Genomic DNA, 24,261 nt, shown 5'->3' with positions numbered 1-24,261 from the left:
TGCAGGGGAACCGCCGGCTGCCTGAACGAGGGCGGCCGGCTTTAGGGAACGGAGACTGAATATGGCAGTTCGGGTTGGTATCAACGGTTTCGGGCGCATCGGGCGGCTGGTGTTCCGCGCCGCGATGGAGTCCAAGCGCAAGGACGTGGAATTTGTCGCCATCAACGACCTCGGCACGCCCGAGGCGAACGCGCACCTGCTGAAGTACGATTCGGTGCACGGCACCTATCCGGGCAAGATCCAGGCCATGAAGGACGCCATCAAGGTCGACGGCAAGAAGGTCAAGGTGCTGTCCGAGCGCGACCCGGCGAACCTGCCCTGGGGCAAGCTGGGCGTTGACATCGTCATGGAATGCACCGGCATCTTCACCAGCAAGGAAGCGGCCGGTAAGCACCTGGAAGCCGGCGCCAAGAAGGTGCTGGTCTCCGCGCCGGCCAGCGGCGCCGACATCACCGTGGTCTACGGCGTCAACGACAAGAAGCTGAGGAAGAGCCACAAGATCATCTCCAACGCCTCCTGCACCACCAACTGCCTGGTGCCGGTGGCCTGGATCCTGGACAAGACCGTCGGCATCAAGCACGGCTTCATGACCACCATCCACTCCTACACCGGCGACCAGCCCAGCGTGGACACCCTGCACAAGGACCTGCGCCGCGCCCGCGCCTCGGCCCTGTCGATGATCCCGACCTCGACCGGCGCCGCGCGCGCCACCGGCCTGGTGCTGCCGGAGCTGCTGGGCAAGCTGGACGGCACCTCGGTGCGCGTGCCGACCGCCAACGTCAGCCTGGTCGACCTGGTCATCGAGGCGAAGAAGAAGACCGACGCCGAGGCCATCAACGCCGCCATGGTGAAAGCCGCCAACGGCCCGCTGAAGGGTGTGCTGGCGATCAACGACGAGCCGCTGGTGTCCAGCGATTTCAACCACGCCCCGGCCAGTTCGACCTTCGACGTGACCCAGACCCAGGTGCTGGACGGCACCTGCGTGCGCGTCCTGTCCTGGTACGACAACGAGTGGGGCTTCTCCAACCGCATGAGCGACACCGCCGTGGCGCTCGGCAAGCTGCTCTAGGAGCCGCGTCCCCGGACCCGATGGGCGGGCCGGGAACAGTCTGGAGTTGCAAAAAATAAAGCGGGACCTTCGGGTCCCGCTTTTTATTATCATCCGGCCATGAACGAACGCGTCATCATCATCCACTCCCTGGAACAGGCGGTCACCGCGCTGAAGGCGGCGCGCGACCTGGACCTGCCGGTCACCCTGGCCTCGCCGCCGGGAGCGGCGGCCTATACCGGCGCCCTGTGGTTCCGCGAGGTGGTGAAGCAGGCCGAGCGCGAGGTCCCCCAGGCCGAGGTCTCCTCGATCCTCGACTGCGGCGACAAGCCGGGCCTGGTCATGGCGGCCTTCCGCCAGGGAGTGCTGCGGGTGCGCTTCACCGGACCCAAGGCGGCCGCCGACAAGCTGCGCGCCATCGCCGAGGCCGAGAGCCACCACCTGATCACGGGGCCGCTGGAGGCCCTGGACCTGCTGGACGTCGCCGACAAGGCCCAGGCCTGCCGCGACTGGCTGAACAAGGAGACCTAGCGACATGACGAAATCGCCGGCACCGCTGCTCATCGACGAACTGCCGCTGTCGCAGAAGGACATCGATATCCTCCAGAAGATAGCCGGCAACGCCGGCAAGAAGGCGCACCAGCTCTGCCTCTTCTCCGGTCCCAGCGGCACCGGCAAGACCCTGGTCGCCTCGGTCCTGGCCAACCAGCTGGAGCGGCCGCTGCAGCGGGTGAAACTGCCGGCGTTGGTCGGCAAGTCCGCCGAGGAGACGGAAAAGAACCTGGTGGCCTTGCTCGAGAAGGCGCAGGCCGCCGAGGCAGTGCTGTTCTTCGACGAGGCCGACGCCCTCTTCGGCAAGCGCAGCGAGGTCAAGGACAGCCACGACCGCTTCGCCAACCAGGAGGTCAGCCACCTGCTGGACGCCCTCATCGCCTACAACGGCCTGGTGATCCTGAGCAGCAACCTGAAGGCCGCGGCGGATTCTCCCGTGTCGGCCTGCAAGGCGCACGCGCTGACCTTCGAGAAACAGGACCACTGAGCACCTTCGAGAAAGTCCCGCCCTTGTCCGACTTCCTGCCCCGCCTGATGCTGGTCTCGCCGCCGCTGGACGACAGCGCGGCCAGTGATGTGGCCAAGGCCCTGGCGGCCCTGGCTCCGGAGGCCCCCGACCAGCAAACCAAGGGCGACGTCGAGGTCTCCGCCCTGCTGTTGCGCGGCGGGGCGCTGAACGACGCGGCCTTTGCCCGCCTGGCCGCGCCGCTGATCGCCGCCGCCCAGGCGCGGGACATCGCGGTGCTGCTGGAGGACCGCCCGGCGCTGCTGCCCGCCAGCGGCGCCGACGGCCTGCACCTGAACCTGGCGGAAGATGAGAAGTCGCCGGTAAAGGCGCTGCGCAAGCGCTTCGGCGAGGACGTCATCCTGGGCGCCGGCTGCGGCAACTCCCGCCACCTGGCCATGTCCGCCGGAGAGGAAGGGGCCGACTACATTGGCTTTGGGGGCTTCGGAGACCTGGGAGGCGCCCCGGAAGGCGCCCCGGAAGGCAGCGGAGCCGCCGATCCGGAGGTCATCGCCTGGTGGGAAGCGGTCATGACCCCGCCCCAGGTGGCCTTCGGCGCCGGGACCCCGGAGGAAGCCCGCGCCCTGGCCGCCGCGGGCCCCGACTTCCTGGCCCTCGGCCCGGCCTTCTGGCTGGGGCAAGAGGACCCTGCCGCGGCGCTGCAGGCGCTGCTCCGCGGCCCCGGCGAAGGCGCCTGACAGCGCAGTTTCCCGCCCTTTCCCCCGGCTGACCTCCGGCGTTGCCACCTTAGGGGCAAGCTGGTAGCTTCCGCGCGCTTTCCAGAACACCTAACTTTCCGGACGATCCCCCAATGAAGATCAACGGCAACGCGATCCGCCCTGGCAACGTCATCGAGCACAAGAACCGCCTGTGGCGCGCCGTCAAGATTCAGCACACCCAGCCCGGCAAGGGCGGCGCCTACCTGCAGTGCGAACTGAAGGACATCCGCGACGGCACCAAGCTGAACGAACGCTTCCGCGCCAGCGAGGACGTCGAGCGCGTGCGCCTGGATCAGAAGGAGTACCAGTTCCTCTTTGAAGACGGCGAGATGCTGACCTTCATGGACAACGACACCTACGACCAGATCACCCTGAACAAGGACCTGGTGGGCGAGCCGGTGGTCTTCCTGCAGGAGGGCATGAGCGTCACCATCGAGTCCTACGAGGAAGAGCCGATCTCGGTCATGCTGCCGGACACCGTGGTCATGGAGATCACCGAGGCCGACCCGGTGGTGAAGGGGCAGACCGCCTCTTCTTCCTACAAGCCGGCGGTGCTGGAAAACGGCAGCCGCATCATGGTGCCGCCGCACATCGAGGCCGGCACCCGCGTGGTGGTGAACACCGCCGACGCCACCTACGTCGAGCGCGCCAAGGACTGACGCCTCTCACAAGGCCTTCGCCGAAGGCCACCCCTTCCCGACCGAAAGACCGCAAGACCCGCATGGCCACCCGCTCCGCCCTTTTGAACGTCATGACCAAGGCCGCCGACAAGGCCGCCCGCGGCCTGAAGCGCGACTTCGGGGAGGTCGAGAACCTGCAGGTCTCCCGCAAGGGGCCGGCGGATTTCGTCTCCACCGCCGACCTGAAGGCCGAGAAGGTCCTGAAGGAGGAACTGCGGAAGGCGCGGCCCGGCTACGGCTTCCTGATGGAGGAATCGGAGGAAGTGGCGCCGAGCGACGACAGCGGCCGGCGCTGGATCGTCGATCCCCTGGACGGCACCAGCAACTTCCTGCACTCGCTGCCGCATTTCGCCATCTCCATCGCCCTGGAGGAGCGCGGCGAGATCATCGCCGGACTGGTCTACGACCCGATCAAGGAAGACCTGTTCCACGCCGAGAAAGGCCAGGGGGCCTTCCTCAACGACCGCCGGATCCGGGTTTCCGCCCGCAACCGGATGACCGACTGCCTGATCGCCACCGGCGCGCCCTTTGCCGGCAAGGGCGACCGCCCGCAGTTTCTGGGCGAAATCGACGCCGTCATGGCCAATACCGCGGGAATCCGCCGCTGGGGCGCCGCCGCCCTGGACCTGGCCTATGTGGCGGCGGGGCGTTTCGACGGTTTCTGGGAGCGCGGCCTGGCCCCCTGGGACTACGCCGCGGGCCTGATTCTCGTGCGCGAGGCCGGCGGATATGTCAGCGAAATGAACGGGAAAGCCCTCATCATGGGCTCTCCCAGCGTTCTGGCGAGCAACAACGCCATCCACAGCGACCTGATGAAGCTGCTACGCAAACCTTTAAGTAACTAAAAGGCTCAATAATACGACCCTCGGCGGCCACCTCGGTGCGCCGCCCGCCGCCCCTGCGGCCCGCAAAGCAGGTTGTCCCGGGCGCGGCGGAAGCATAGTGTTAACCATAGAGGTTAGCAGGGGAAATCGGGGTATTAGGGGCTCATGAGCAGACTCGCACCACTTGGCCGGAAATCGGCTGAAAACCAGGCAAAAGGCCGCCGTTTGGCGCCGGCCTGCGCGGCTGCAGGCGCCCTCACCGTGGCCCTTTCCCTGACGACGGCCCTGGCCCCCGTGGCGCTGGCCCAGTCCAACAACGGCATCACCATCAACAACGACGTGCTCAACAGCCTCGGCCCGGGTCCCAGCCCCGCGCCGGGTGCGCCGCTGGCCCCGCAGCCGGGCTACGCGCCGGCCCCGCAGGTCCAGGCCCAGCCGACCCTGCAGCTGGCGCCGCAGTTCCAGGAGGCGCCCGGCAGCACGTCGCTCCAGCCCTACGGCGGCGGCAACTACGTGGTGACCCGGCCGGGCACCCTGCTGTTCCCGCCGTTGGAGCCGCCGACCAGCACCCTGGCGCCGGGCTTCAGCGACAATCACGCAGCCCGCAACGAGGCCATGCAGAACGCTTTTGCCGAAGGGCCCGAGCCCTCCTCGCAGCTGCTGATCCCGCTGGACGACGGCGGGGCCCCGGCCAACGGCGCGGGTTCCGACAGCAGCGTGGTCGTCTTCATGGACAACCTGCCGCCCGCCGACAACAGCGCCGCGGCCGCCGACGCGCCCCGGCTGACCCTGCGCCGCCCGCCGATGGCCGCCCCCCAGCCGGCCCCGCGCAAGCCGGAAGTCTCGCCGGAGATGCTGGCCGAGGTCGGCGTGACCACGGTCGACGAACCGGCAACGGCTTTGGCGCCGGAGTTCCAGACTTCGCCCGGCGCCGACGAGACCCCGGCCATGGCCCCGACGGTGGCCGAGGTGCCGCCGGTGGCCGAGGTCGAGACCACCGCCATCGAGCCCGCGCCCGCTGCGCCGGCCGCCGCGACGGCCGCGCCCGAAGCTACGATGACCGAAGCTACGATGACCGAAGCTACGATGACCGACGACACGATGACCGGGAGCACGATGGCCGAGAGTGCCATGCCGGCCGGCGGCGCCGACATGCCCGCGCCCGTCGCCATGACCGAGCCGGCCCCCCAGGCGCCGATGGTCGAGGCGGAGAACGAAGGTCCGGTCAACCTGCTGCCGGCGGAAACCCGCGAAGCCGCCGCGGCTGATACGTCTACGAACGAACCCCGGCCCGCGGCTTCCATGACCAGCGAAACCGTCGCCAGTGCCGACGTTGCGGCGCCGGTCGCCCCGTCGCCCTCCACGCCGGGCGTGCAGACCGCCAGCCTGACGCTCGGCGAGCCGCTGGAGGACATGAGCGTCGCCTTCGACAGTGATTCTGCGGAGCTCTCCGACCTGGTCCAGGCCGAGTTGCGCTCCCTTGCCGACAGCCTGCGCGCCAATGATGACGGCCGCATCCAGGTGCTCGGCTTCGCCAGCGCCAAGGACGGTTCCCAGGACCTCGCCCGCAAGCTGGCCCTGTCCCGGGCGCTCAAGGTCCGTACTTTCCTGATCGACGCCGGCGTGCCCTCGGCGCGCATCCAGGTCCGTTCCCTCGGCGACCAGGCCGACGGCGGTCCCGCAAATCGGGTCGACATCCGGCCAATTGACAGCTAACCCTTAGGGACGTGAGCTTAAGGCGGATTCCCGGCTGCGCGGGTCGCGGCGCGGGCGAATCTGCCTTATGATTGACACATCCGCCCCGCGGACCCGAGGGTAAGACCGTCACGATGTCCTTCCTGCAGACCTATCTCATCCGAATGGTGGCGTTTCTGGCGGCCTGCGTCGTGGCCGGCGCCTTCATCGCCCCGCAGCTGCAGAACGCCTTCGTCGCCAATCTCTGGCTGAACGGTTTCATTATCCTGATTCTGATCGTCGGCATCGCCTACAGCTTTATCCAGGTGCTGGGCCTGCGCGGCGAGATCTACTGGCTGGAGACCCTGCGGCGCGAGAGCCGCGGCGGACTGGTCTTCCCCGGCACCCTGTCGCAGGACAGGCCGCCGCGCCTGCTGGGCCCCATGGTCACCATGATCGGCGACAAGGCCGGGCGGCTCAGCCTCTCGACCATGTCGATGCGCTCGCTGCTGGACACCATCCAGGCCCGCATCGAGGAATCGCACGAGATCTCCCGCTACGTCATCGGCCTGCTGATCTTCCTCGGCCTGCTGGGCACCTTCTGGGGCCTGCTGGACACGGTCAACGCCGTGGGCGAGACCATCGGCGGCCTGTCGGGCGGCAGCGGCGACGCCGTCGCCCTCTTCGAGGAACTGAAAGGCGGCCTGCAGGCGCCGCTGTCGGGCATGGGCACGGCCTTCAGCTCCTCGCTCTTCGGCCTCGCCGGCTCGCTGGTGCTGGGCTTCCTGGAACTGAACTCGGCCCAGGCGCACAACCGCTTCCTCAACGAGCTGGAAGAATGGCTCTCCAGCGTCACCAAGCTCAGCAGCGGCGGCGGCTTCAGCGGCGAAGGCGAGCAGCCGGTTTCGGCCTACGTCCACGCCCTGCTGGAAAAGACAGCCGACAGCCTGGAGCAGCTGCAGCGCACCGTGGCGCGCGGCGAGGAAGACCGCGCCAGCGTGAACCAGAACCTGGTGGCGCTGTCAGAGCGGCTCAGCAGCCTCACCGACCACATGCGCACCGAGCAGTCGGTGATGCTCTCCATCGCCGAGACCCAGGCCAGCCTGAAGCCCCTGCTGCAGCGCCTGGCCGATTCCGGCAGAGAAGACGGCGGCGGCCTCGACAAGGCCACCAAGGGGCATATCCGCAACCTCGACCTGCGCCTCGAGCGCATCTCGGCGGAGATGGCGCACGGCCGCGAGTCCGCGGTCGAGGAACTGCGCAGCGAAATCCGCCTGCTGACCCGCACCTTGGCGGCCATGGCCGAAGAGGGCTAGGTAAGGCCCCACCATCAGGATTAGGTGCATCATGAGATCGACTTTTCGACCGCACCCGACAGGAGCCACGCACAGCAGGATGTGGTGCATGGGGCAAGCGGGGCAACGCCGCGGGTGCGGAGCGAAAAGCGACCCTGCGGGCGGTCGGGAAGGTCCCGTGGACGTCGTCGCACCGGCTTGCCGATGGCCCACATCGCCTGCACCGGTGCTCCTAGCCACGGGGCGTTCCCGACCGTCTCATGGCGCACCTAATCCTGTTGGTGGGGCCTAATGTACGCGCTGGGCAGAGGAGGCTCACGCCGCTCGATCAACATCTGGCCGGGCTTCGTCGACGGCCTCGCGACCCTGCTGCTGGTCGTCATCTTCGTCCTCATGGTCTTCATGGTGGCGCAGTTCTTCCTCTCGGTCGCCATCACCGGCAAGGACGAGGCGCTAACGCGCCTGGAATCGGAAATCAACGAGCTGGCCCAGCTGCTGGCGCTGGAGCGCAGCGCCAATACCGAGTTGCGCCTCAACGTGCAGCAGCTCTCCGCCGAGCTGCAGAGCTCCCTGGCTTCGCGGGAGTCGCTCTCCGGCCAGCTCGCCACCCTTACCGAGGAACGCGAGTCCCTGGCCAACCAGCTCGCGGCCCTGGCCGACGAGCGCGACCGTCTGGCGGCGCTGCTGACCGAAGAGCAGAGCGAGCGTGAGCGCCTGGCCAGCGTCGCCGCGAGCAGCGAGGAAGAACTGGCCGCCGCGCGGGCGGAGCTGCAGCAGAACCGCCAGGCGCTCAGCCAGGCCGAAACGGCACTGGCCGACAAGCGCGACGAGTTGAACGCCGCCCTCGCCCGCCTGGAGGTCGAGCAGAAGAAGCTGGAAGAGGCCCTTGCCGCCATCGCCGCCGGCAAGGCAGAGCTGGAAGACGCCTATTCGACCATCGAGGTCGACAAGGAAAAGATCGAGGCGCAGCTCGCCGAGCTGGCGATCCTCAAGTCCCTGCGCGACGACCTGGTGGAGAAGCTGCAAAGCTCCGAAGGAGCCCTGGAAAAGGAGCGCGCCGCACTCGCCGAACAGAAGCAGCTCTCCGAGGAAGCCCAGCTGCAGGTGACGCTGCTGAACCGCCAGCTGGCGGCGCTGCGCGAACAGCTCGCCCAGGTCGCCGATGCGCTGGAAATCTCCGAAGCCAAGAACAAGGAGCAGGAGGTGCAGATCGCCGACCTCGGCAAGCGCCTCAACGTCGCCCTGGCCAGCAAGGTGCAGGAGCTGGCGCGCTACCGCTCCGAGTTCTTCGGGCGCCTGCGCGAGGCGCTGGGCAACCGCCAGGACATCCGTATCGTCGGCGACCGCTTCGTCTTCCAGTCGGAGATTCTCTTCGCCAGCGGCCAGGCCACCATCGGCGGCGAGGGCCAGCGGCAGCTGGCGCAGCTGGCGGCCACCCTGAAGGAGATCGCCTCCACCATCCCCGGCGAGCTCGACTGGGTGCTGCGCGTCGACGGCCACACCGACCGCGCGCCCATCAGCACCTCCGCCTTCCCCTCGAACTGGGAGCTGTCGACGGCGCGCGCCGTCTCGGTGGTGAAATTCCTCATCGCCCAGGGCATCCCGCCGGAACGTCTCGCCGCCACCGGCTTCGGCGAGTTCCAGCCCCTCGACCCCGGCGGCGACGAGATCGCCTACCGCCGCAACCGCCGCATCGAATTCAAGCTGACCCAGCGCTGAGTTATTTCCCAGCGGCCCGCCTCGCCCTTCGAGACGGCCTTTCAGGCCTCCTCAGGGTGGGCTCTAACCCGGACCTCATGCTGAGGTGGCCGCGCAGCGGCCGTCTCGAAGCATGTGCCGCGTAAAACTCCTCAACTCCCAGAAGCGCGGGCGCCTTCTTCCCCGGAGCCATTGTTGCCCAGCGCCGCGCCTTCGCCGAACTGCAGCGTGGCGAGGTGGGCGTAGAGGCCGCCGGCGGCCACCAGCTCGGCATGGGTGCCGCTTTCCACCAGGCGGCCCTGGTCGATGACCAGGATGCGGTCGGCCTTCAGCACCGTGGCCAGGCGGTGGGCGATGATGAGGGTGCTGCGCCCGGTCATGAGGCGGTCGAGCGCCTGCTGCACCACGCGCTCGCTCTCGGCGTCGAGGGCCGAAGTGGCCTCGTCGAGCAGCAGCAGCGGCGGGTCCTTGAGGATGGCGCGGGCAATGGCGAGGCGCTGGCGCTGGCCGCCGGACAGGCGCACACCCTTTTCGCCGAGATAGGTGTCGAAGCCCTCGGGCAGCTGCTCGAGGAACTCGAGGGCGCCGGCCGCCTCGGCCGCCGCGCGCACCTCCTCGTCGCCGGCCTCGGGACGGCCGTAGCGGATGTTCTCCCAGGCGTCGGCGGAGAAGACCACCGGCTCCTGCGGCACCAGGCCGATGCGCGCGCGAAAGTCGGCCGGGTCGGCCTCGGGCAGGCCCACGCCGTCGAAGCGGATGACGCCGCTCTGCGGATCGTAGAAGCGCAGCAGCAGCTGGAAGATGGTGGTCTTGCCGGCGCCGGAGGGTCCGACCACGGCGACCTTCTCGCCCGGCGCCACAGCAAAGCTCAGCCCTTGCAGGGCCGAATGGTCAGGGCGCGAGGGATAGTGGAAGACCACGTCTTCGAAGGCGACGGCGCCGCGCGGCGGCTGCGGCAGGGCCACCGGGTTCGCCGGCGCGGTGATGTCGGGCTCCACGGCCAGCAGGTCGAGCAGGCGCTCTGTGGCCCCGGCGGCGCGCTGCAGGTCGCCGATCACTTCCGAGAAGGCGCCGGCGGCGCCGGCCACCACGATGGCGTAGAACACGAAGGCGGAAAGCTCGCCGGCGGAGATGCGCCCGGTGATCACGTCATGGCCGCCGATCCACAGGATGGTGCTGACCGCGCCGAAGACCAGCACGATGACCACGGCGGTCAGCATGGCGCGCGCCGCCACGCGCTGGCGCGCCGCGCCGAAGGCCTCCTCGACGCGGGCGCTGAAGCGCTTGCGGTCCACGTTCTCGTGGACGAAGGCCTGCACGGTGCGGATGGCGTCCAGCGCCTCGCCGGCGTAGACGCCCAGGTCGGCGACGCGATCCTGGCTGGTCCGGCTGAGGCGGCGCACCCGGCGCCCATAGGTGAGGATCGGCAGCAGCACCAGCGGCACCACCAGAAAGACCAGCGCCGTCAGCTTCGGCGAGGTGACGACCAGCAGCACGCTGCCGCCGATCAGCAGCAGAAAGTTGCGGATGGCGATGGAGACCGAGGAACCGACCACGGTCTGCAGCAGCGTGGTGTCGGTGGTCAGCCGCGACAGCACTTCGCCCGTGCGGGTCAGCTCGTAGTAGGCCGGCGACAGCGTGAGGATATGGTCGAAGACGCGCGCGCGGATGTCGGCCACCACCCGCTCGCCGATCCAGGACACCAGGTAGAAGCGCGCGTAGATGGCCAGCGCCAGCAGGAAGACCACGCCGAAGAGCACCAGGACCGCCTGGTTCAGCAGGGTCGCGTCGCCGGTGGAAAAGCCCTCGTCGACCAGCCGGCGCAGCCCCACGCCGAGGCCCAGCACCGTGCCGGAGGCGATCACCAGGGCAGTCATGGCGCCGGCCAGCTGCAGGCTGTAAGGGCGCACGAACTGCCACAGCTCGGCCAGCAATTTCAGACTGCCCCGGGCCCGCGCCTCCTCGCGCTGCGACGCCGGTACGGCAGAAGACATTCTCATATAAAGACGATCCCTTCGCCCCCGCCGGCCCAAGGTCCATGTGGGGGCGGGTGGCGAGAAGATAACGCCTCGCAAGGCGCTTGGCGAACCCTCAGGCGCCCGCCGGGGCCGGGTGATAATTGCGCTTATCGCAATCCTCGGAAGGTGCCCCGGGTGGCCCTGTCAACTATTTGGAAAACATAGCTGATTCAGAATGCCACCAGCACCCCGCCCAGGGCTTGCGCCGCCGCGTGGTCTCGGGTATACAGCGCGGCGCTTTAAAGGATCAAAGCCATGAAAAAAGACATTCATCCCGACTACCACGAGATCACCATCCAGATGACCGATGGTAGCGAGTTCAAGACGCGCTCCACCTACGGAGCCGCGGGCGACACCATGCGCCTGGAGATCGACCCCAAGACGCACCCGGCCTGGACCGGCGAGCACCGTCTGGTCGACAGCGGCGGTCAGGTGGCCAAGTTCAACAAGCGCTTCGGCAGCTTCGGCCTGAAGTAAGACGGGCCAGCACGCCCGGGCGCCTCTCGGCGCCCCTCAAGACGTCACAAAGGGCGGCAGTTCTGCCGCCCTTTTGTCATGCCTGAATGGTGGGCCCGGGGGATGGGCCCAAGTCCCGCGGGAAAGAGCCTAGCTGAACTGGCGCTGGGGCGGGTCCTGCAGGGCGTCCAGGCGGGCGACGCGCTGGTAGAGGCTGAGCGATTGCTCCATCAGCTCGGCCAGGCGCGGCTGCAGGGAGCCTTCCACCGGCGGCCTGGTCTCCTCGCAGACCGTCTTCCCGGCCAGGCGGAACTCCGGCGCCCTGGCCTCCTCGCGGGTCATCTCCCCCGCGTGCACCGCCTTCTGAACCAGCAGCCAGGCCATGACCTGGGTCAGGCGCGAGGTCAGCCGCATGGCCTCGCAGCTCGCCAGCATGCGGTCGTTGGGGGTCAGCCGCTCACGCTCCACGGGCTCGCGATGGGTCAGGTAGTCGCGCGCCTCCCGGGTCAGCGCCAGGGCCTCCTCGAAGGTGCTGTCGAAAAAGGTGACGGTGGTATCACTCAAACTGAAGTCTCTTGGCCTGAAATCGCTTGCGGGGCCCACGCGTAGCGGCGGGCGGCCGCCGCCCCCCGGTCCGCGCTTCCGGGCCCGCGCTCTCTGGCGGCGAGTTTAACCGAGACCGGCTTAATAATCCCTTGGTCTCGGGGGGACAGATCGCCGCGCCACCAAACCCGCATCTATGAATATTTTCCTGTAATTCCGGGGGCCCGGCACGTCTTGAACCGGCCCCTGCTCCTCACGATATATCCAGTGTCGCCAAGGGGATGCCTCCCAGCAGGGTCCCAAGATCGGCGGCAGGCAAGTGAGGGTCCGACCAACCGGTGGGCCCGTTGACTGAAACCATGTTGCTCAAAGGAGAATGTGGACATGCGTACCATGGATCTTTCCCCCCTGTACCGCGCCTCGGTCGGCTTCGACCGGCTTCTGAAATCGCTCGACACGGCTGGCCGTCTCGAGGAGAGCGCGTACAGCTATCCGCCCTACAACATCGAGAAGGTCAGCGAAGACGCCTACCGCATCGTCATGGCGGTCGCCGGCTTCGGTGAAGACGAACTCGACATCACGGCGAAGGAAAACAGCCTCGTGATCTCCGGCCGCAAGGAAAAGGCCGAAGGTGAGGACGAGGTGACCTTCCTGCACCGCGGCATCGCCAACCGCGCCTTCGAGCGCCGCTTCGACCTCGCCGACCACATCAAGGTGACCGGCGCGAAGCTGGAGAACGGCCTGCTGGCCGTCGAGCTGGTGCGCGAGATCCCCGAGGCCATGAAGCCGCGGAGCATCTCCATCACCTCTGGCGAGAAGTCCTCGAAGGTGATCGAAAACGAGGCGGCCTAAGCGGCCGCCCCCACCCCCTGTCCGCCAGGGGGTTCATGACCAGAACGGCCGGCCGGGTGGAGCGATCCATCCGGCCGGTTTCTTTATGGGCTCAGATGGGACGCGCCTTCCAGGCGGCGAGGAAGAGGCCCAGGCCGACGACGGCCGCGGCCAGCATGACGCCCAGCACCAGGTCGTAGCTGCCCAGTTCCCACAACAGCGCGCCGATGAAGGGCGCCACCGCCACGGTCAGCTTGAAGATCATCGCCTGGGTGCCGCTGACGGCGCCGAAGTTGGCGCGCCCCAGGACGTCGCCGATGACCAGCGGCTTCATGATGCTGGTCACGCCGTGCCCGGCCCCCTGCAGGATGACGAAGGGCACCAGCATCATCGGCACCAGCGAGGCGGTGAAGAGCGAGACCGTCGCCAGGGCCACCGAGCAGAAGCAGGCGGCGGTGATGCCGCGGTTGGAGACGTGACGCTCCACCGCCATCAAGGCGAGCCGCCCGGCCACCTGCATGGGCCCGATCATCGAAGCGGCGAAGACGGCCATGCCCGCCGGGATGCCGCGCTCGTCGAGCAGCGGCAGCAGGTGGTTGAGGATGGTCGAATGGTTGAGCCCCAGCAGCGCGAAGCCCACGGCCAGCAGCCAGAAGGCCGGGCGGCGCAGGAAATGGGTGGGCTTGCCCTCCCCTTCTTCGCCGTCCAGAGCGATCTCAGGATCCGCCGCCGCCTCCAGGCGTCGCGCGCCCTGCCACATGAGGGGCAGCCCGAGGAGGCCGATCAGCAGCGCATAGGTAAAGCAACTCGCGCGCCAGCCGAAGGCCTCGGCCGTGGCGTGGGCCAGCGGAAAGGACAGGGTGCCGGCGAGGCCGGCGACCAAGGTGATGAGAGTGATCGGACGCCGCGCCTGCGTACCGGCGCTCCGCACCACCAGGGCGAAGCAGGCGTCGTAGAGGCAGAAAGCGGTGCTGATGCCGATGAGGCACCACAGCAGATAGAATTGCCACAGGGATTGCACAGCCCCCAGCAAGGCGATGCAGAGACCGCCCGCCAGCGCCCCGCCGGCCAGCACCTGCGGGCCCAGGCCGCGGTCGATCAGACGACCGGCCAGTGGCGAGAACACGGCGGACAGCCCGATGGAGAGCGTGACGGCGCCGGTCAGTTCCGCCTTGGCCCAGCCGAAATCCGTCTCCCAGCGCAGGATCAGCGCCGGAAAGCTGTAGAACAGCCCCGCCCAGACGATGGTCTGCGCCAAGGCAAGCTGCCAGACCGCCGGAAGACGCCGCACGCCGCTCTCCTCCCCTTCAGCCGGCCTCCCTCGGTGGAGGCGGCGCCGGTGATCATAGTCCTAAAGCGCACTTTTCCACCATGCCGGCGCTGCGGCACGGCACCTTGCTCATTCTTTGTTAACCATTGGCGTCAACGATCTGCTTTGGCTTTTGCAATAGGGTGACGGCCAGGCGGCAAACGGCCGAAAAACGCTGGGGACGGCAGTTGTCAGGCGTCAGCAACGAAAGACTCGACAGGACGACACTCCTCCAGTGCCGGGCCGGCAAGGCCTGGCTGCTGCTGCTCGTCCTCATCCTCTTTTCCAGCCTCGCCGGCGGCTACGCCCTCTACCGCTCCAACCTGCACTGGTTCGAGACCAACAAGGCGGAGGAGACCGCCACCGCCCTGCGCCTGGTCGAAGCCATGGTGGCCAACTACACCGATATCCGCAGCAACCTGCAGGCCGACGACGCGCCGGTGCCCGCCACCTTCCGCGCCCACGCGATCGACCGCTTCAACGCGGCGCGCGACAGCGACCACCAACTGCAGATGGACTGGCTGGGTATCCCCGGGCGTGAGATCGCCACGGCGCCGCAGGACGAGACGACGGCTGCCGCGATTTCCGAAGCGGTGCGGACCGGGCGCAGCGCGCCGCGCAGCGAATGGCTGACCGTGAACGGTGCCCTGGTGTTCCGCACCATCGCCCCTTCCGTCGCCAGCCAGCAGGCCTGCGTCGACTGCCACAACCTCTATGTCAGCAGCGGCGAGCCATGGCAGCTGGGCGACGTAATGGGCGCTTTCGTCATCGACGTTCCCGCCGCCGGCTTTCTCGCCGCGGCGCGCCGCGACGCCGCCGTCTCCGGCGGCGTGCTGTTTCTGGTGCTGGCCACGGTGAGCGGGCTCATCCTCTTCCTGCAGCACCGCCGGCAACAGGCCGAGATCCTGGCCTCGGCCAATGCCGAGCAGGCGCGCAGCGCCGCCGAAGGACGCCGCATCGCCGAGGCCGCCAGCCGCGCCAAGTCGCGCTTCCTGGCCCTCATGAGCCACGAGCTGCGCACGCCGCTGAACGCCATCCTCGGCTTCTCCGAGGTGATGACGCGCGAGACCATGGGGCCCATCCCGGCACGCTATGCCGACTACGCGCAGGACATCCACAAAAGCGGCCAGCACCTGCTGACGGTGATCAGCGACATCCTCGATCTGGCGCGGGCCGAATCGGGCCACCTGCGCCTCAGCACGCAGGAGATCACCCTGGAAGAAGCCGTCGGCCCCTGCCTGCGCCTCATCCGGCCTCGCGCCGAGCAGCAGAGAATTTCCGTCGCCGCCAAGCTGCCCAAGGACCTGCGGCTCGACGCCGACCTGACCAAGCTGCGCCAGGCCGTCCTGAACCTGCTGTCGAACGCGGTGAAGTTCACGCCGGAAGGCGGCCGCATCCTGGTGACCGCCGAGCTGCGCGACAACAGCGCCCTCGCCATCGCCGTCACCGACAGCGGCATCGGCATCAAGCCGGAGGAAATCCCCCAGGCCCTCACCCCCTTCGAGCGCCTGGAAGCCGCCGAGCAGATCGAGGGCACCGGCCTGGGCCTGCCGCTCGCCAAGGTGCTGACGGAACTGCACGGCGGATCTCTGGAACTGGAAGGACTGGCCGAAGGCGGCACCCGCGTCACCCTCGTCCTGCCGGCCGAGCGCGTCCGCAAGCAGGCCCCGGAAGAAGACGCGGGCGAAGACGCGGCGGAAGCCGGCCCGGTCACCGGCGGCGTCGAGCCGCGCCTGGCCGCCATGCCGGAGCGCTAGTCCGGAGCGCTAGCGACATCCGGGCCGCGATGCCTTAAATTGGCGGCTCTATGCTCAGCATCAAGAATCTCATCCGCCCCGGCCTGGAGCCGGTCTCCCTGGAACTTGCCGCCGGCGAATGCATCGCCCTGCGCGGCCCCTCGGGCGCCGGCAAGTCGCTGCTGCTGCGCGCCGTCGCCGACCTCGACCCCAACGAGGGCGAGCTCACCCTGGACGGCACGCCGCGCGAGAAGATTCCGGCGCCGGAGTGGCGCCGCCGCGTCGGCTACATCCCCGCCGAGCCGGGCTGGTGGTCCGAACGCCTGAGCGACCACTTCCAGGACTGGGCCGCCCAGGCGGGCCCGGCCCGCCGCCTGAAAGTCTCACCGGAAGCCGAGACGCGCCGGGTCAGCCAGCTCTCCACCGGCGAGCGCCAGCGCCTGGCGCTGCTGCGCGCCCTGGAGCACCGCCCCGAAGTGCTGCTGCTGGACGAGCCCACCGGGCCGCTGGACGAGGAGACCACCGCCGCCGTCGAGGCGCTGCTGCGCGAGAAGCAGGAGAACGGCCTCGCCATCCTCTGGGTCACCCACGACAAGCGCCAGGCCGAGCGCGTGGCGACACGGCGCTTCTGGATCGACCGCGGCCGCCTGCGCGAAGAGATGCTGGAGGAGGCGGGCCAATGAACTACATCCGCCTCGACTACTGGGACCTGGGCCTGGCCGCGCTGCTGCTGGTCGGCGTGGCGGCGCTGTCGCTGGCCCTGCAATTGAAGATCGAGAAGAAGCTGCTGTGGGCGGGCCTGCGCTGCGCCCTGCAGCTCGCCCTCGTCGGCCTGGTGCTGACCAAGCTCTTCGAGCTGGTCTCGCCCTGGTGGACCAGCCTTGCCGCGCTGGCCATGGTGCTCTTCGCCGGGCGCGAGATCATGGCGCGCCAGGAACGCGGCTTTGAGCCCTCCTGGGCCTATGGCATCGGCACCTCGGCCATGCTGATGGCCGCCGCCCTGGTCACCATCTTCGCGCTGACCACCGCGGTGAAGCCCGACCCCTGGTACGACCCGCGCTACGCCCTGCCCCTGCTGGGCATGATCATGGGCAACACCATGACCGGCGTGGCGCTGGGCCTGCAGCGCCTGACCGAGGGCGCGCGCCAGCAGCGCCCGGGCATCGAGGCCCTGCTCTGCCTCGGCGCCAGCCGCCGCGCCGCCCTGCTGCCGGTGACCCGCCAGGCGCTGACCACGGCGCTCATGCCGATCATCAACGCGCTGGCCGCCACCGGCCTGGTCTCCCTGCCCGGCATGATGACCGGCCAGATCCTCGCCGGCGTCGAGCCGCTGGAAGCGGTGAAGTACCAGTTGATGATCATGTTCATGATCGCCGGCGGCACCACGCTGGGCGCCGTCGTCGCCGTCTTCGTCGGCGTCTACCGCCTGACCGACTCCCGCGACAGGTTGAGGCTGGACCGCCTGGCGGGGGATTAGGTTTTCTGGCTTGTCACCCTCGGGCTTGACCCGAGGGTCCATTCCTCAACCGCACGGTCCGGAGAAGTGGACGAATGGATGCTCGGATCAAGTCCGAGCATGACGATTGAGGATGTCGGGAGGGGCAGCGCTCACACCTGCAACGTCTCGAGCGCCTTTCTTAGCCTGTCCGGGATCGGCACCGCCTTCATGGTCGCGCGCTCGACGAAGACATGCACGAAGCTGCCGACCGCCGCCGCCTCTTCGCAGCCTTCCTTGAACAGGCCGATCTCGTAGCGCACCGAGCGGTTGCCCAGGTGGCCGACGCGCAGGCCCGCCTCGACGTCTTCGGGAAAGGCGAAGGAGGCCTTGAAGCTGCAGCTGCTCTCGGCGCAGACGCCGATCACTTCGCCGCCGTGAATGTCGAGCCCGCCCGCGCGGATCAGGTATTCGTTGATGACCGTGTCGAAGTAGCTGTAGTACACGACATTATTAACGTGGGCGTAGATATCGTTGTCCATCCAGCGCGTCGGGATTGTGAGGAAGTGCGGGAAGCGGTCACGTGTTTCCGGAGACGGTTCACTCATATTTCTTTCGAGTCCTCTGCACTCTGGTCTACAGCGAAAAGCCAGGAGCCGCTGTCGGGTTCGTCCTCACCAGCCAAGAACCGCGTCGTTGTCCCTGCAACACGATCATCCAGACCGTGCGCACCCGCAGCAAACTCTCTCGGCAGGGCTTCGTCGTGCACCAGTGGCTTAAACAACTCAATTTCTTTGGCCAGGAAGATATACACCTCAGGCGGAGCAGCGTTCGGCGAACCCGAGAACCATTCTGTTTCGACAATCAGAAATGGCTCGGAGACATGGATGGCCACAACACTCCGGCGATCCTCACTCCAAGCTCTCAGCAAATCGAACCCCAGCCGGACGCCGGTCAGGACTCTTTCAGGATTGATCGGATTCGGATCGAACTTTGGTGGCAGAACATGCCGCCTGATATGCCACACAGGGGCGCTGTCTTTCTCGAAGGCCCGGACCTCATCACTGAGGTCATTTTCCCTCAGTAGTCGGTTCTTGATTTCGGCATACGGCATCGGAGCTTCCTGCAAGTCCAAGAACGACCCTCTAGAGAATCGTCTTTAGCGCGTCCAGGGTCTCGTCGGGCTTTTCCGCCAGCATCATGTGGCCGCAGCCGGGGATCAGCACCTGCTGCGCGTTGGAGATCGCGCCCGCCAGCTTCGCGCCGGCGCGCGCCGGGGTCATCTTGTCGTCGCTGCCCATGATCACCACCGTCGGGCAGGTGACCTTGGCGGCGGCCTCCATCCCCTCCTGATAGGCGTTGCAGGCGGCGAGGTCGGCTGAGAGCACTCCGGGCTTCACCCGCTCCAGCAGGCGCTCGCCGCCGCCCATGAGCCAGGACCCCGGCACGCGCGCGCCGCCCAGGTGGCCGGCCGGGCCGAAGCCCCAGGAAGTCATGAGGTCGAAGGCCTTGTGGTCGTTGGCTTCCGCCGCCGCCAGCAGGTCCGGGTGCACCGGCATCTTCGGCGCCGCGCCCATGAGCGCCAGCGCCCGCACGCGCTCTGCATGGCGCGCCGCCGTTTCGAGGGCGACCAGCGCGCCCTGGGAGTGGCCGACCAGCGCCGCCTTTGAGGCGCCCACTTCGTCCAGCAGCTTCACCACCCAGTCGGCCAGGGCGGCGATCGACGTCAGCGGTGCGCCTTGAGACTTGCCGTGGCCCGGCAGGTCGACCGCCAGCACCGAGAGGTCGTGGTGGGCGAAGTAGCGCGCCGGCAGCGCCCAGACCGTGTGGTCCAGGCCGGCACCGTGAAGAAAAACGACGAGGGGAAGGTCGGGATCGAAGGCGCGTCCGCCGGTGCCGGCATGGACGTGCTGCCCCGCAACGGTAAGGTCCATCTTGGGTCTCAGTCCTTTTGGGAAGCGCGGAGCGCCTGGCGCAGGTCGGCGATGATGTCGTCGGGGTCTTCCAGGCCGACCGAGAGGCGGATCATGTCCTCGCCCACCCCGGCGCGCCGCAGTTCCTCCGCCGTCATCTGCTGGTGGGTGGTGCTGGCCGGGTGGATCACCAGGGTCTTGGCGTCGCCCACGTTGGCGAGGTGCGAGGACAGCTGGCAGGCCTCGATGAACCTGGCGCCCGCCGCGCGCCCGCCCTTCACGCCGAAGGAGACGATGGAGCCGCAGCCCTTGGGCATGAGTTTCTGACCCAGGGCGTGATCCGGGTGGTCGGGCAGGTCCGGGTGCAGCACCCAGGAGACCGCGTCCTCGCGCTTGAGCGCCTCCAGCACCTTGTGGGTGTTGGCCATGTGGCGCTCCATGCGCAGCGGCAGGGTCTCGATGCCCTGCAGGATGTAGAAGGCGTTCTGCGGCGCCATGGTCGCGCCGAAGTCGCGCAGGCCCTCGGCCCGCGCGCGCATGGCGAAGGCCTGGGGGCCGAACTCCTCGGCGAAGTCGATGCCGTGATAGCCGGCATAGGGCTCGGTCAGGGTGTCGAACTTGCCGCTGCCTTCCCAGTCGAAGCGTCCGCCGTCGACCAGCAGGCCGCCCAGGGCCAGGCCGTGGCCGCCCAGCCACTTGGTGGCCGAGTGCATGACCAGGTCGGCGCCCAGCTCGATGGGGCGGCAGAGGTAGGGCGTGGCGAAGGTGCTGTCCAGCATCAGCGGCAGCCCGGCCTTGTGCGCCACCTCGGCCACCGCCGGGATGTCCAGCACCTCCAGGCGCGGGTTGCCGAGCCCCTCGGCGAAGATCAGGCGCGTCTCCGGGCGGATGGCCTCACGGAAGGCGGCGACGTCGCGCGGATCGACGAAGGTGGTGGTGATGCCGAAGCGCGGCAGGGTGTGGGTGAAAAGGTTGATGGAGCCGCCGTAGAGCGAGCGCGAGGCGACGATGTGGCCGCCCTGGCCCATCAGCGTAGCCACCGCCAGGTGCAGTGAGGCATGGCCCGAGGCCGTGGCGATGGCGGCGACGCCCAGTTCCAGCGCCGCGATGCGCTCCTCCAGCACCGCCGTGGTGGGGTTGGAGATGCGCGAATAGATGTGGCCGGCGCGCTCCAGGTTGAACAGCGCGGCCGCCTGGTCGGTGTCACGGAAGACGTAGGACGTCGTCTGGTAGATCGGCACCGCCCGGGCGCCGGTCGCCGGATCGGGCTGCTGGCCCGCGTGCAGCGACAGGGTGTCGAACTTCAGGAACTTTGGATCCGCCACGTTGCCTCCCTCTGCCTGCCTCTTCCCCCGGTCTGTCTTTTTTGGGGGCCGCCTGATCGCTCAAGCGGCGGCAGCTTACACGAATGGCCCCGGCGGAGGGACACTCGAAACCTTCGGCGGGCGATCGGGAGGGGCTGATTGGGGGACGGGCCGGGCCGGCAGCAGCCGGGAAACCGCGCAGAGATCGAAAGCGGCCTGCAGCGTCTCACCGCGGGCAAAGCAGCCGGCAAATATCCGCCCGGCGATTTACTTTAGAAATGATCTAAGTCCAGGCTGAATAGGGAGAGCCCCAAGAAAAGGGGCCCAAAATTAAAGGAGGGCCTTCGATCCGTATGGATCGTGGCCCCTCCCCTTGTTTAAGTCCTGCCCTGTCAACTTGCCTGGACGGAACAGTAACAGCGTCCCTCCGCCGGTCAAGTGGAGAATCGTTAATACCAAGCGAAGTCACTAGAAACGTTGGATTCTCCGGGGATTCCCGGACTTCCGGGCCACCCGGAAGTCAGCGCCGGCGCAAGTGTGCAGCGCGACAAAGCGCCGCAAGACGTCGTCTGTGGATAACTCTGGGGACAAAAGAAAAAACCGCCGGGCGAACCCGGCGGCAAGTTTAACAGGGAGGCGTTACAAGGAACGGATAAACATCCGAAAGACGGCCGGGAGGACCCGGGGAGGGCTCACCGAGCCGTCTGTGTCTAAAATTAGTCCTAAACTCCTAAAAAATGGTTAACAGAATTATTAATACAGCGGCGGCAGAGAAAAATTTCTAAGTGACTGTTTTTCAATGCTATGAAGACTCGCGGGTGGGTTCGGACAGGACTTGGGGGCGGCAAATAGCGTCCGAAAAGCCCCCGTATTTTAACTTCTGCCGCTGATCTTGCCGCCACGCCACCGAATCGGGCCGCCGCGGGCCGGCCGATTCGCCGAGGCTGGCGGCCTTGGCCCGAAGTGAAGAACGCGCGAATATGCGGCCCCGATCTCGAGGGCCTTTCCCTGCCGCCGGCAGAGCCGCCCCCTGGAGCGACAGGACCAAGGCCGACCACCGACAAGAACGCATGCGATACCACTTCATCTCAGCCGAAGGGCGCGCTCTTGGCCGATATTGACGTCACGCCGGTTGCCAGGGTGCTGGGCCTGATGATCAGCGCGCTGGCCGGCATCATGCTGATCCCGGCCGCGGTCGACGCCAGCTTCGCCAATCCGGACTGGACCGCCTTCGTCGAGTCCGCCGCGGTCACCGGCTTCATCGGCGGCGCCATGGTTTTGGCCACCCAGCATCGCGGCGCCTTCGAGCTGAGCCTGCGCCAGGCCTTTCTGCTGACCGTCGCCAGCTGGCTGGGAATCACCGCCTTTTCCGCTCTGCCCTTCCTCGGCCTGGGGCTCGACTATACCGATGCCTTCTTCGAGGCGATCTCCGGGATCACCACCACCGGCTCGACCGTCATCTCCGGCCTCGACGCGCTGCCGCCGGGGATCCTGCTGTGGCGCTCGCTGCTGCAATGGATCGGCGGGCTGGGCATCATCGTCATGGCCATCGTCATCCTGCCCTTCCTCAGGGTCGGCGGCATGCAGCTGTTCTACACGGAAAGCTCGGAGCGCTCGGAAAAGGTGGTGCCCAGCGCCTTCCACCTCTCCGCCTGGATCGTCACCATCTATCTGGTGCTGACCGCCACCTGCGCGCTGCTGTACGGCGCGGGGGAGATGTCGGCCTTCGACGCCATCAACCACGCCATGGCGACGCTGTCGACCGGCGGTTATTCCACCCACGACGCCTCCTTCGCCTACTTCCAGAAGCCGGGCACGCAGTGGACCGCGACGGTCTTCATGCTGGCCGGCGCCTTTCCCTTCGTCGCCTACATCCGCTTCCTGAAGGGCGAGCGCCGCGCCTTCTGGCGCGACCCGCAGATCCGCGGCCTGCTACGCTTCCTGCTGATCGCCGTCCTCGCCATGGCGCTCTGGCTTTGGACGACGCGGGAGATCGACTTGCTCGACGCCCTGCGCCTGACCGCCTTCAACATCACCTCGGTCGTGACCACCACGGGCTTCGCCAGCGACGACTACGGCCGCTGGGGCGCAGTTGCGGTCGCCGCCTTCCTGATGTTCACCTTCGTCGGCGGCTGCACCGGCTCCACCTCGGGCGCCATCAAGATCTACCGCTACCAGGTGTTGTGGATCATCGTGCGCAGCCAGCTGCTGCGCCTGGTCAGCCCGCACCGCGTGGTGCTGCTGCGCTACGGCAGCCGCACCATACCCGCCGACGTGCCGGCCTCGGTGCTGGCCTTCGTCGCCGTCTTCCTGGCCACGGTCGCGCTCTTCACCGTCGCCCTGGCCGGCATGGGCCTGGACCTCGTCACCGCGCTCTCGGCAAGCGCCACGGCGATCACCAACGTCGGCCCGGGCCTCGGCCCCATCGTCGGGCCGGCCGGGAACTTCGCGGTCCTGCCGGACGCCGCCAAGTGGATCCTCTCGGTCGCCATGCTGCTCGGGCGCCTGGAGATCTTCAGCGTGCTGATCCTCTTCGACCCCGAATTCTGGCGTCCCTGAACCGGCCATGGCGGGCAACGGTCTCGTTCTGACCGTCGTGGCGATTCTACTCGCCGCCGTGCTGCTCAACCCCCGCCTGATGAAGTGGCCCTTCTGGCAGGCGACCGTCACGCCGCTGGCCTCCATCATCGGCTCCGGCTTCCTGGTCGCCGGGCCGATCCTGGCCCACGCGGCCGGCCGCCACGCCTGGGTCGCCATGCTGGGACTCTGCGCCGTCTCCTATCTCTTTGGCGCCGCCCTGCGCCACAACATCCGTCACGTGGAGCCGCTGCTGGCCAGCGGGCACCACAGCGGGGTCTCCGCGACGGTGCGCGGGCTGGAGCGTGCCTCGGAGCTGGCGCTCTCCCTCGCCTACTTCGTCTCCGTCGCCTACTACCTGAACCTCTTTGCCGCCTTCGGCCTCAGGATCGAGGGCATCGTCGACCCCTTCTGGATCCGTGTGGCGGCGACGGCTACCATCGTTGCGGTCGGCAGCGTCGGCGCGCTGGGCGGGCTGAGCGGGCTGGAGCGCGTCTAGATCGGCGCCGTCGGCCTGAAGCTCAGCCTGATCGGCGGGCTCTTCGCCGCCCTCGCCGTCGCCACCGCGGCGGCGCTGGCCGGCGGCAGCTTCGGCTGGCCGCGGCGCCGGCGATCATCATCGCGGCCCTGGCCTCCCAGCTCTCCGCCGCGGTCGCCGACATGAACGGCGCCGGGGGCCTGCTAACGGAAATCTTCGGCCGGCGCCTGAAGGTCAGGATCGGCAACCTCATCACCGCCCTGATCGCCATCGCCATCACCTGGTCGGCCAACATCTACGAGATCATCGCCTACGCCTCCAAGGCCTTCGTGGCCTACTACGCCCTGCAGTCGGGCCAGGCCTTCCTCTCGGCCTGGCGCCAGCGCCGCTACCTGCAGGCCACCCTCTTTCTGGCCGCCACGGCGATCGCCCTCGCCGTCATCCTCTTCGCCACCCCGGTCGAGGTCTGACGCCCGCCCCGGCGCGGCGCCTTGCCTCCCTGGGCCCGGAAGGCCTAAAAAGTCCGGAAATCCGCCGGTTTCCGCGATTCCGCTTTTCCACAGAAAACCGCCCTCTTCCCTCTTGATTTTGCAGTGCAGCATATTATATTGGAATAATTCCAATTAACAGAAAAAGATCCGTTGGGCCAAGACCCTGGGTTTTTCA

The 24,261-nt window shown here is 67.8% G+C and carries 24 protein-coding genes; 17 read left to right on the top strand and 7 right to left on the bottom strand.

The window, feature by feature from the left end:
• Window positions 1-61: 61 nt before the first annotated feature.
• From gap to H7X47_RS07100, 9 genes are all read left to right on the top strand, one after another.
• Complete coding sequence (gene gap / locus H7X47_RS07140) at window positions 62-1,069, top strand: type I glyceraldehyde-3-phosphate dehydrogenase (RefSeq protein ID WP_193367947.1); 1,008 nt, start codon at window positions 62-64, stop codon at window positions 1,067-1,069.
• Window positions 1,070-1,168: 99 nt separating this feature from the next.
• Window positions 1,169-1,579 (top strand): beta/alpha barrel domain-containing protein, encoded by a 411-nt coding sequence (locus H7X47_RS07135; protein WP_193367946.1) that lies wholly within the window; start codon window positions 1,169-1,171, stop codon window positions 1,577-1,579.
• Window positions 1,580-1,583: 4 nt separating this feature from the next.
• On the top strand, window positions 1,584-2,087 hold the full coding sequence (locus H7X47_RS07130; protein WP_193367945.1) for an ATP-binding protein: 504 nt from the start codon (window positions 1,584-1,586) through the stop codon (window positions 2,085-2,087).
• Between the two features lie 23 nt (window positions 2,088-2,110).
• Window positions 2,111-2,803, top strand: a complete 693-nt coding sequence (locus H7X47_RS07125; RefSeq protein ID WP_193367944.1) for a thiamine phosphate synthase — start codon at window positions 2,111-2,113, stop codon at window positions 2,801-2,803.
• A gap of 113 nt (window positions 2,804-2,916) precedes the next feature.
• Window positions 2,917-3,483 (top strand): elongation factor P, encoded by a 567-nt coding sequence (gene efp, locus H7X47_RS07120; protein ID WP_193367943.1) that lies wholly within the window; start codon window positions 2,917-2,919, stop codon window positions 3,481-3,483.
• A gap of 62 nt (window positions 3,484-3,545) precedes the next feature.
• Window positions 3,546-4,349 (top strand): inositol monophosphatase family protein, encoded by an 804-nt coding sequence (locus H7X47_RS07115; RefSeq protein WP_193367942.1) that lies wholly within the window; start codon window positions 3,546-3,548, stop codon window positions 4,347-4,349.
• A 240-nt stretch (window positions 4,350-4,589) separates the two neighbouring features.
• Window positions 4,590-6,044, top strand: coding sequence for an OmpA family protein (locus H7X47_RS26275; protein ID WP_193367941.1), 1,455 nt, complete (start codon window positions 4,590-4,592; stop codon window positions 6,042-6,044).
• A 113-nt stretch (window positions 6,045-6,157) separates the two neighbouring features.
• The gene (locus tag H7X47_RS07105) at window positions 6,158-7,318 is read left to right on the top strand and encodes a flagellar motor protein MotA (protein WP_193367940.1); all 1,161 of its coding nucleotides are present in this window, start codon (window positions 6,158-6,160) and stop codon (window positions 7,316-7,318) included.
• Window positions 7,319-7,588: 270 nt separating this feature from the next.
• Window positions 7,589-9,016 (top strand): peptidoglycan -binding protein, encoded by a 1,428-nt coding sequence (locus H7X47_RS07100; protein WP_193367939.1) that lies wholly within the window; start codon window positions 7,589-7,591, stop codon window positions 9,014-9,016.
• Between the two features lie 131 nt (window positions 9,017-9,147).
• On the opposite strand, the gene H7X47_RS07095 is transcribed toward H7X47_RS07100, so the two are convergent.
• Window positions 9,148-10,989, bottom strand: coding sequence for an ABC transporter transmembrane domain-containing protein (locus H7X47_RS07095; RefSeq protein WP_193367938.1), 1,842 nt, complete (start codon window positions 10,987-10,989; stop codon window positions 9,148-9,150).
• Window positions 10,990-11,268: 279 nt separating this feature from the next.
• Here H7X47_RS07095 and rpmE point away from each other — a divergent pair, with 279 nt between their 5' ends.
• Window positions 11,269-11,490: a 50S ribosomal protein L31 gene (gene rpmE / locus H7X47_RS07090; protein WP_193367937.1), complete on the top strand. Its 222-nt coding sequence runs from the start codon at window positions 11,269-11,271 to the stop codon at window positions 11,488-11,490.
• 129 nt (window positions 11,491-11,619) lie between these two features.
• Here the strand turns inward: rpmE and H7X47_RS07085 are convergent, their stop codons facing one another.
• Window positions 11,620-12,033, bottom strand: coding sequence for a DUF1465 family protein (locus tag H7X47_RS07085; RefSeq protein WP_193367936.1), 414 nt, complete (start codon window positions 12,031-12,033; stop codon window positions 11,620-11,622).
• Window positions 12,034-12,396: 363 nt separating this feature from the next.
• On the opposite strand from H7X47_RS07085, the gene H7X47_RS07080 reads away from it, so the two are divergent.
• On the top strand, window positions 12,397-12,864 hold the full coding sequence (locus H7X47_RS07080; RefSeq protein ID WP_193367935.1) for an Hsp20 family protein: 468 nt from the start codon (window positions 12,397-12,399) through the stop codon (window positions 12,862-12,864).
• Window positions 12,865-12,955: 91 nt separating this feature from the next.
• Here the strand turns inward: H7X47_RS07080 and H7X47_RS07075 are convergent, their stop codons facing one another.
• Complete coding sequence (locus H7X47_RS07075) at window positions 12,956-14,134, bottom strand: MFS transporter (RefSeq protein ID WP_193367934.1); 1,179 nt, start codon at window positions 14,132-14,134, stop codon at window positions 12,956-12,958.
• A 206-nt stretch (window positions 14,135-14,340) separates the two neighbouring features.
• Between H7X47_RS07075 and H7X47_RS07070 the strand changes: the two genes are divergently transcribed.
• From H7X47_RS07070 to H7X47_RS07060, 3 genes are read left to right on the top strand one after another with little or no spacing between them, the layout of a single operon-like run.
• Window positions 14,341-15,909, top strand: a complete 1,569-nt coding sequence (locus tag H7X47_RS07070; protein ID WP_193367933.1) for an ATP-binding protein — start codon at window positions 14,341-14,343, stop codon at window positions 15,907-15,909.
• A gap of 50 nt (window positions 15,910-15,959) precedes the next feature.
• Window positions 15,960-16,571, top strand: a complete 612-nt coding sequence (locus H7X47_RS07065; RefSeq protein WP_193367932.1) for an ABC transporter ATP-binding protein — start codon at window positions 15,960-15,962, stop codon at window positions 16,569-16,571.
• A complete protein-coding gene (locus tag H7X47_RS07060; RefSeq protein WP_193367931.1) occupies window positions 16,568-17,365 on the top strand; it encodes an ABC transporter permease in 798 nt (265 codons plus the stop codon). The genes H7X47_RS07065 and H7X47_RS07060 overlap by 4 nt, the downstream gene beginning before the upstream one ends.
• 131 nt (window positions 17,366-17,496) lie before the next feature.
• On the opposite strand, the gene H7X47_RS07055 is transcribed toward H7X47_RS07060, so the two are convergent.
• Genes H7X47_RS07055 through H7X47_RS07040 form a run of 4 tightly spaced genes read right to left on the bottom strand, consistent with a single transcriptional unit; the run spans window position 17,497 to window position 20,561 of the window.
• Window positions 17,497-17,931 carry an acyl-CoA thioesterase gene (locus tag H7X47_RS07055; RefSeq protein ID WP_193367930.1) on the bottom strand — a complete coding sequence of 145 codons (435 nt, stop codon included), beginning with the start codon at window positions 17,929-17,931 and terminating at the stop codon, window positions 17,497-17,499.
• Window positions 17,928-18,437, bottom strand: a complete 510-nt coding sequence (locus tag H7X47_RS07050) for a hypothetical protein (protein WP_193367929.1) — start codon at window positions 18,435-18,437, stop codon at window positions 17,928-17,930. The genes H7X47_RS07055 and H7X47_RS07050 overlap by 4 nt, the downstream gene beginning before the upstream one ends.
• Before the next feature lie 31 nt (window positions 18,438-18,468).
• On the bottom strand, window positions 18,469-19,257 hold the full coding sequence (locus H7X47_RS07045; RefSeq protein WP_193367928.1) for an alpha/beta fold hydrolase: 789 nt from the start codon (window positions 19,255-19,257) through the stop codon (window positions 18,469-18,471).
• A gap of 8 nt (window positions 19,258-19,265) precedes the next feature.
• A complete protein-coding gene (locus tag H7X47_RS07040; protein ID WP_193367927.1) occupies window positions 19,266-20,561 on the bottom strand; it encodes an O-acetylhomoserine aminocarboxypropyltransferase in 1,296 nt (431 codons plus the stop codon).
• Window positions 20,562-21,647: 1,086 nt separating this feature from the next.
• Here H7X47_RS07040 and H7X47_RS07035 point away from each other — a divergent pair.
• Genes H7X47_RS07035 through H7X47_RS26615 form a run of 3 tightly spaced genes read left to right on the top strand, consistent with a single transcriptional unit; the run spans window position 21,648 to window position 24,065 of the window.
• Window positions 21,648-23,099 (top strand): TrkH family potassium uptake protein, encoded by a 1,452-nt coding sequence (locus H7X47_RS07035; protein ID WP_227010256.1) that lies wholly within the window; start codon window positions 21,648-21,650, stop codon window positions 23,097-23,099.
• Between the two features lie 7 nt (window positions 23,100-23,106).
• Window positions 23,107-23,616 carry an Aq_097 family APC-type transporter gene (locus H7X47_RS07030; protein ID WP_193367926.1) on the top strand — a complete coding sequence of 170 codons (510 nt, stop codon included), beginning with the start codon at window positions 23,107-23,109 and terminating at the stop codon, window positions 23,614-23,616.
• Window positions 23,529-24,065, top strand: a complete 537-nt coding sequence (locus H7X47_RS26615; RefSeq protein ID WP_496196151.1) for an Aq_097 family APC-type transporter — start codon at window positions 23,529-23,531, stop codon at window positions 24,063-24,065. The genes H7X47_RS07030 and H7X47_RS26615 overlap by 88 nt, the downstream gene beginning before the upstream one ends.
• Window positions 24,066-24,261 lie beyond the last annotated feature (196 nt).

The organism is Pelagibius marinus, from assembly GCF_014925385.1.
Classification (GTDB): Bacteria; Pseudomonadota; Alphaproteobacteria; order Kiloniellales; family Kiloniellaceae; genus Pelagibius; species Pelagibius marinus.
The sequence above is the reverse complement of the archived record's forward strand: the minus strand, read 5'-3'. Positions and strand labels throughout refer to the sequence as shown.

Bases quoted from the DNA above. Each gene is read 5' to 3' on its own strand.
- gap (WP_193367947.1), top strand. From the start codon at position 62: ATGGCAGTTCGGGTTGGTATCAACGGTTTCGGGCGCATCGGGCGGCTG.
- H7X47_RS07135 (WP_193367946.1), top strand. From the start codon at position 1,169: ATGAACGAACGCGTCATCATCATCCACTCCCTGGAACAGGCGGTCACC.
- H7X47_RS07130 (WP_193367945.1), top strand. From the start codon at position 1,584: ATGACGAAATCGCCGGCACCGCTGCTCATCGACGAACTGCCGCTGTCG.
- efp (WP_193367943.1), top strand. From the start codon at position 2,917: ATGAAGATCAACGGCAACGCGATCCGCCCTGGCAACGTCATCGAGCAC.
- H7X47_RS07115 (WP_193367942.1), top strand. From the start codon at position 3,546: ATGGCCACCCGCTCCGCCCTTTTGAACGTCATGACCAAGGCCGCCGAC.
- H7X47_RS07105 (WP_193367940.1), top strand. From the start codon at position 6,158: ATGTCCTTCCTGCAGACCTATCTCATCCGAATGGTGGCGTTTCTGGCG.
- H7X47_RS07100 (WP_193367939.1), top strand. From the start codon at position 7,589: ATGTACGCGCTGGGCAGAGGAGGCTCACGCCGCTCGATCAACATCTGG.
- H7X47_RS07095 (WP_193367938.1), bottom strand. From the start codon at position 10,989: ATGTCTTCTGCCGTACCGGCGTCGCAGCGCGAGGAGGCGCGGGCCCGG.
- rpmE (WP_193367937.1), top strand. From the start codon at position 11,269: ATGAAAAAAGACATTCATCCCGACTACCACGAGATCACCATCCAGATG.
- H7X47_RS07080 (WP_193367935.1), top strand. From the start codon at position 12,397: ATGCGTACCATGGATCTTTCCCCCCTGTACCGCGCCTCGGTCGGCTTC.
- H7X47_RS07065 (WP_193367932.1), top strand. From the start codon at position 15,960: ATGCTCAGCATCAAGAATCTCATCCGCCCCGGCCTGGAGCCGGTCTCC.
- H7X47_RS07060 (WP_193367931.1), top strand. From the start codon at position 16,568: ATGAACTACATCCGCCTCGACTACTGGGACCTGGGCCTGGCCGCGCTG.
- H7X47_RS07055 (WP_193367930.1), bottom strand. From the start codon at position 17,931: ATGAGTGAACCGTCTCCGGAAACACGTGACCGCTTCCCGCACTTCCTC.
- H7X47_RS07050 (WP_193367929.1), bottom strand. From the start codon at position 18,437: ATGCCGTATGCCGAAATCAAGAACCGACTACTGAGGGAAAATGACCTC.
- H7X47_RS07045 (WP_193367928.1), bottom strand. From the start codon at position 19,257: ATGGACCTTACCGTTGCGGGGCAGCACGTCCATGCCGGCACCGGCGGA.
- H7X47_RS07030 (WP_193367926.1), top strand. From the start codon at position 23,107: ATGGCGGGCAACGGTCTCGTTCTGACCGTCGTGGCGATTCTACTCGCC.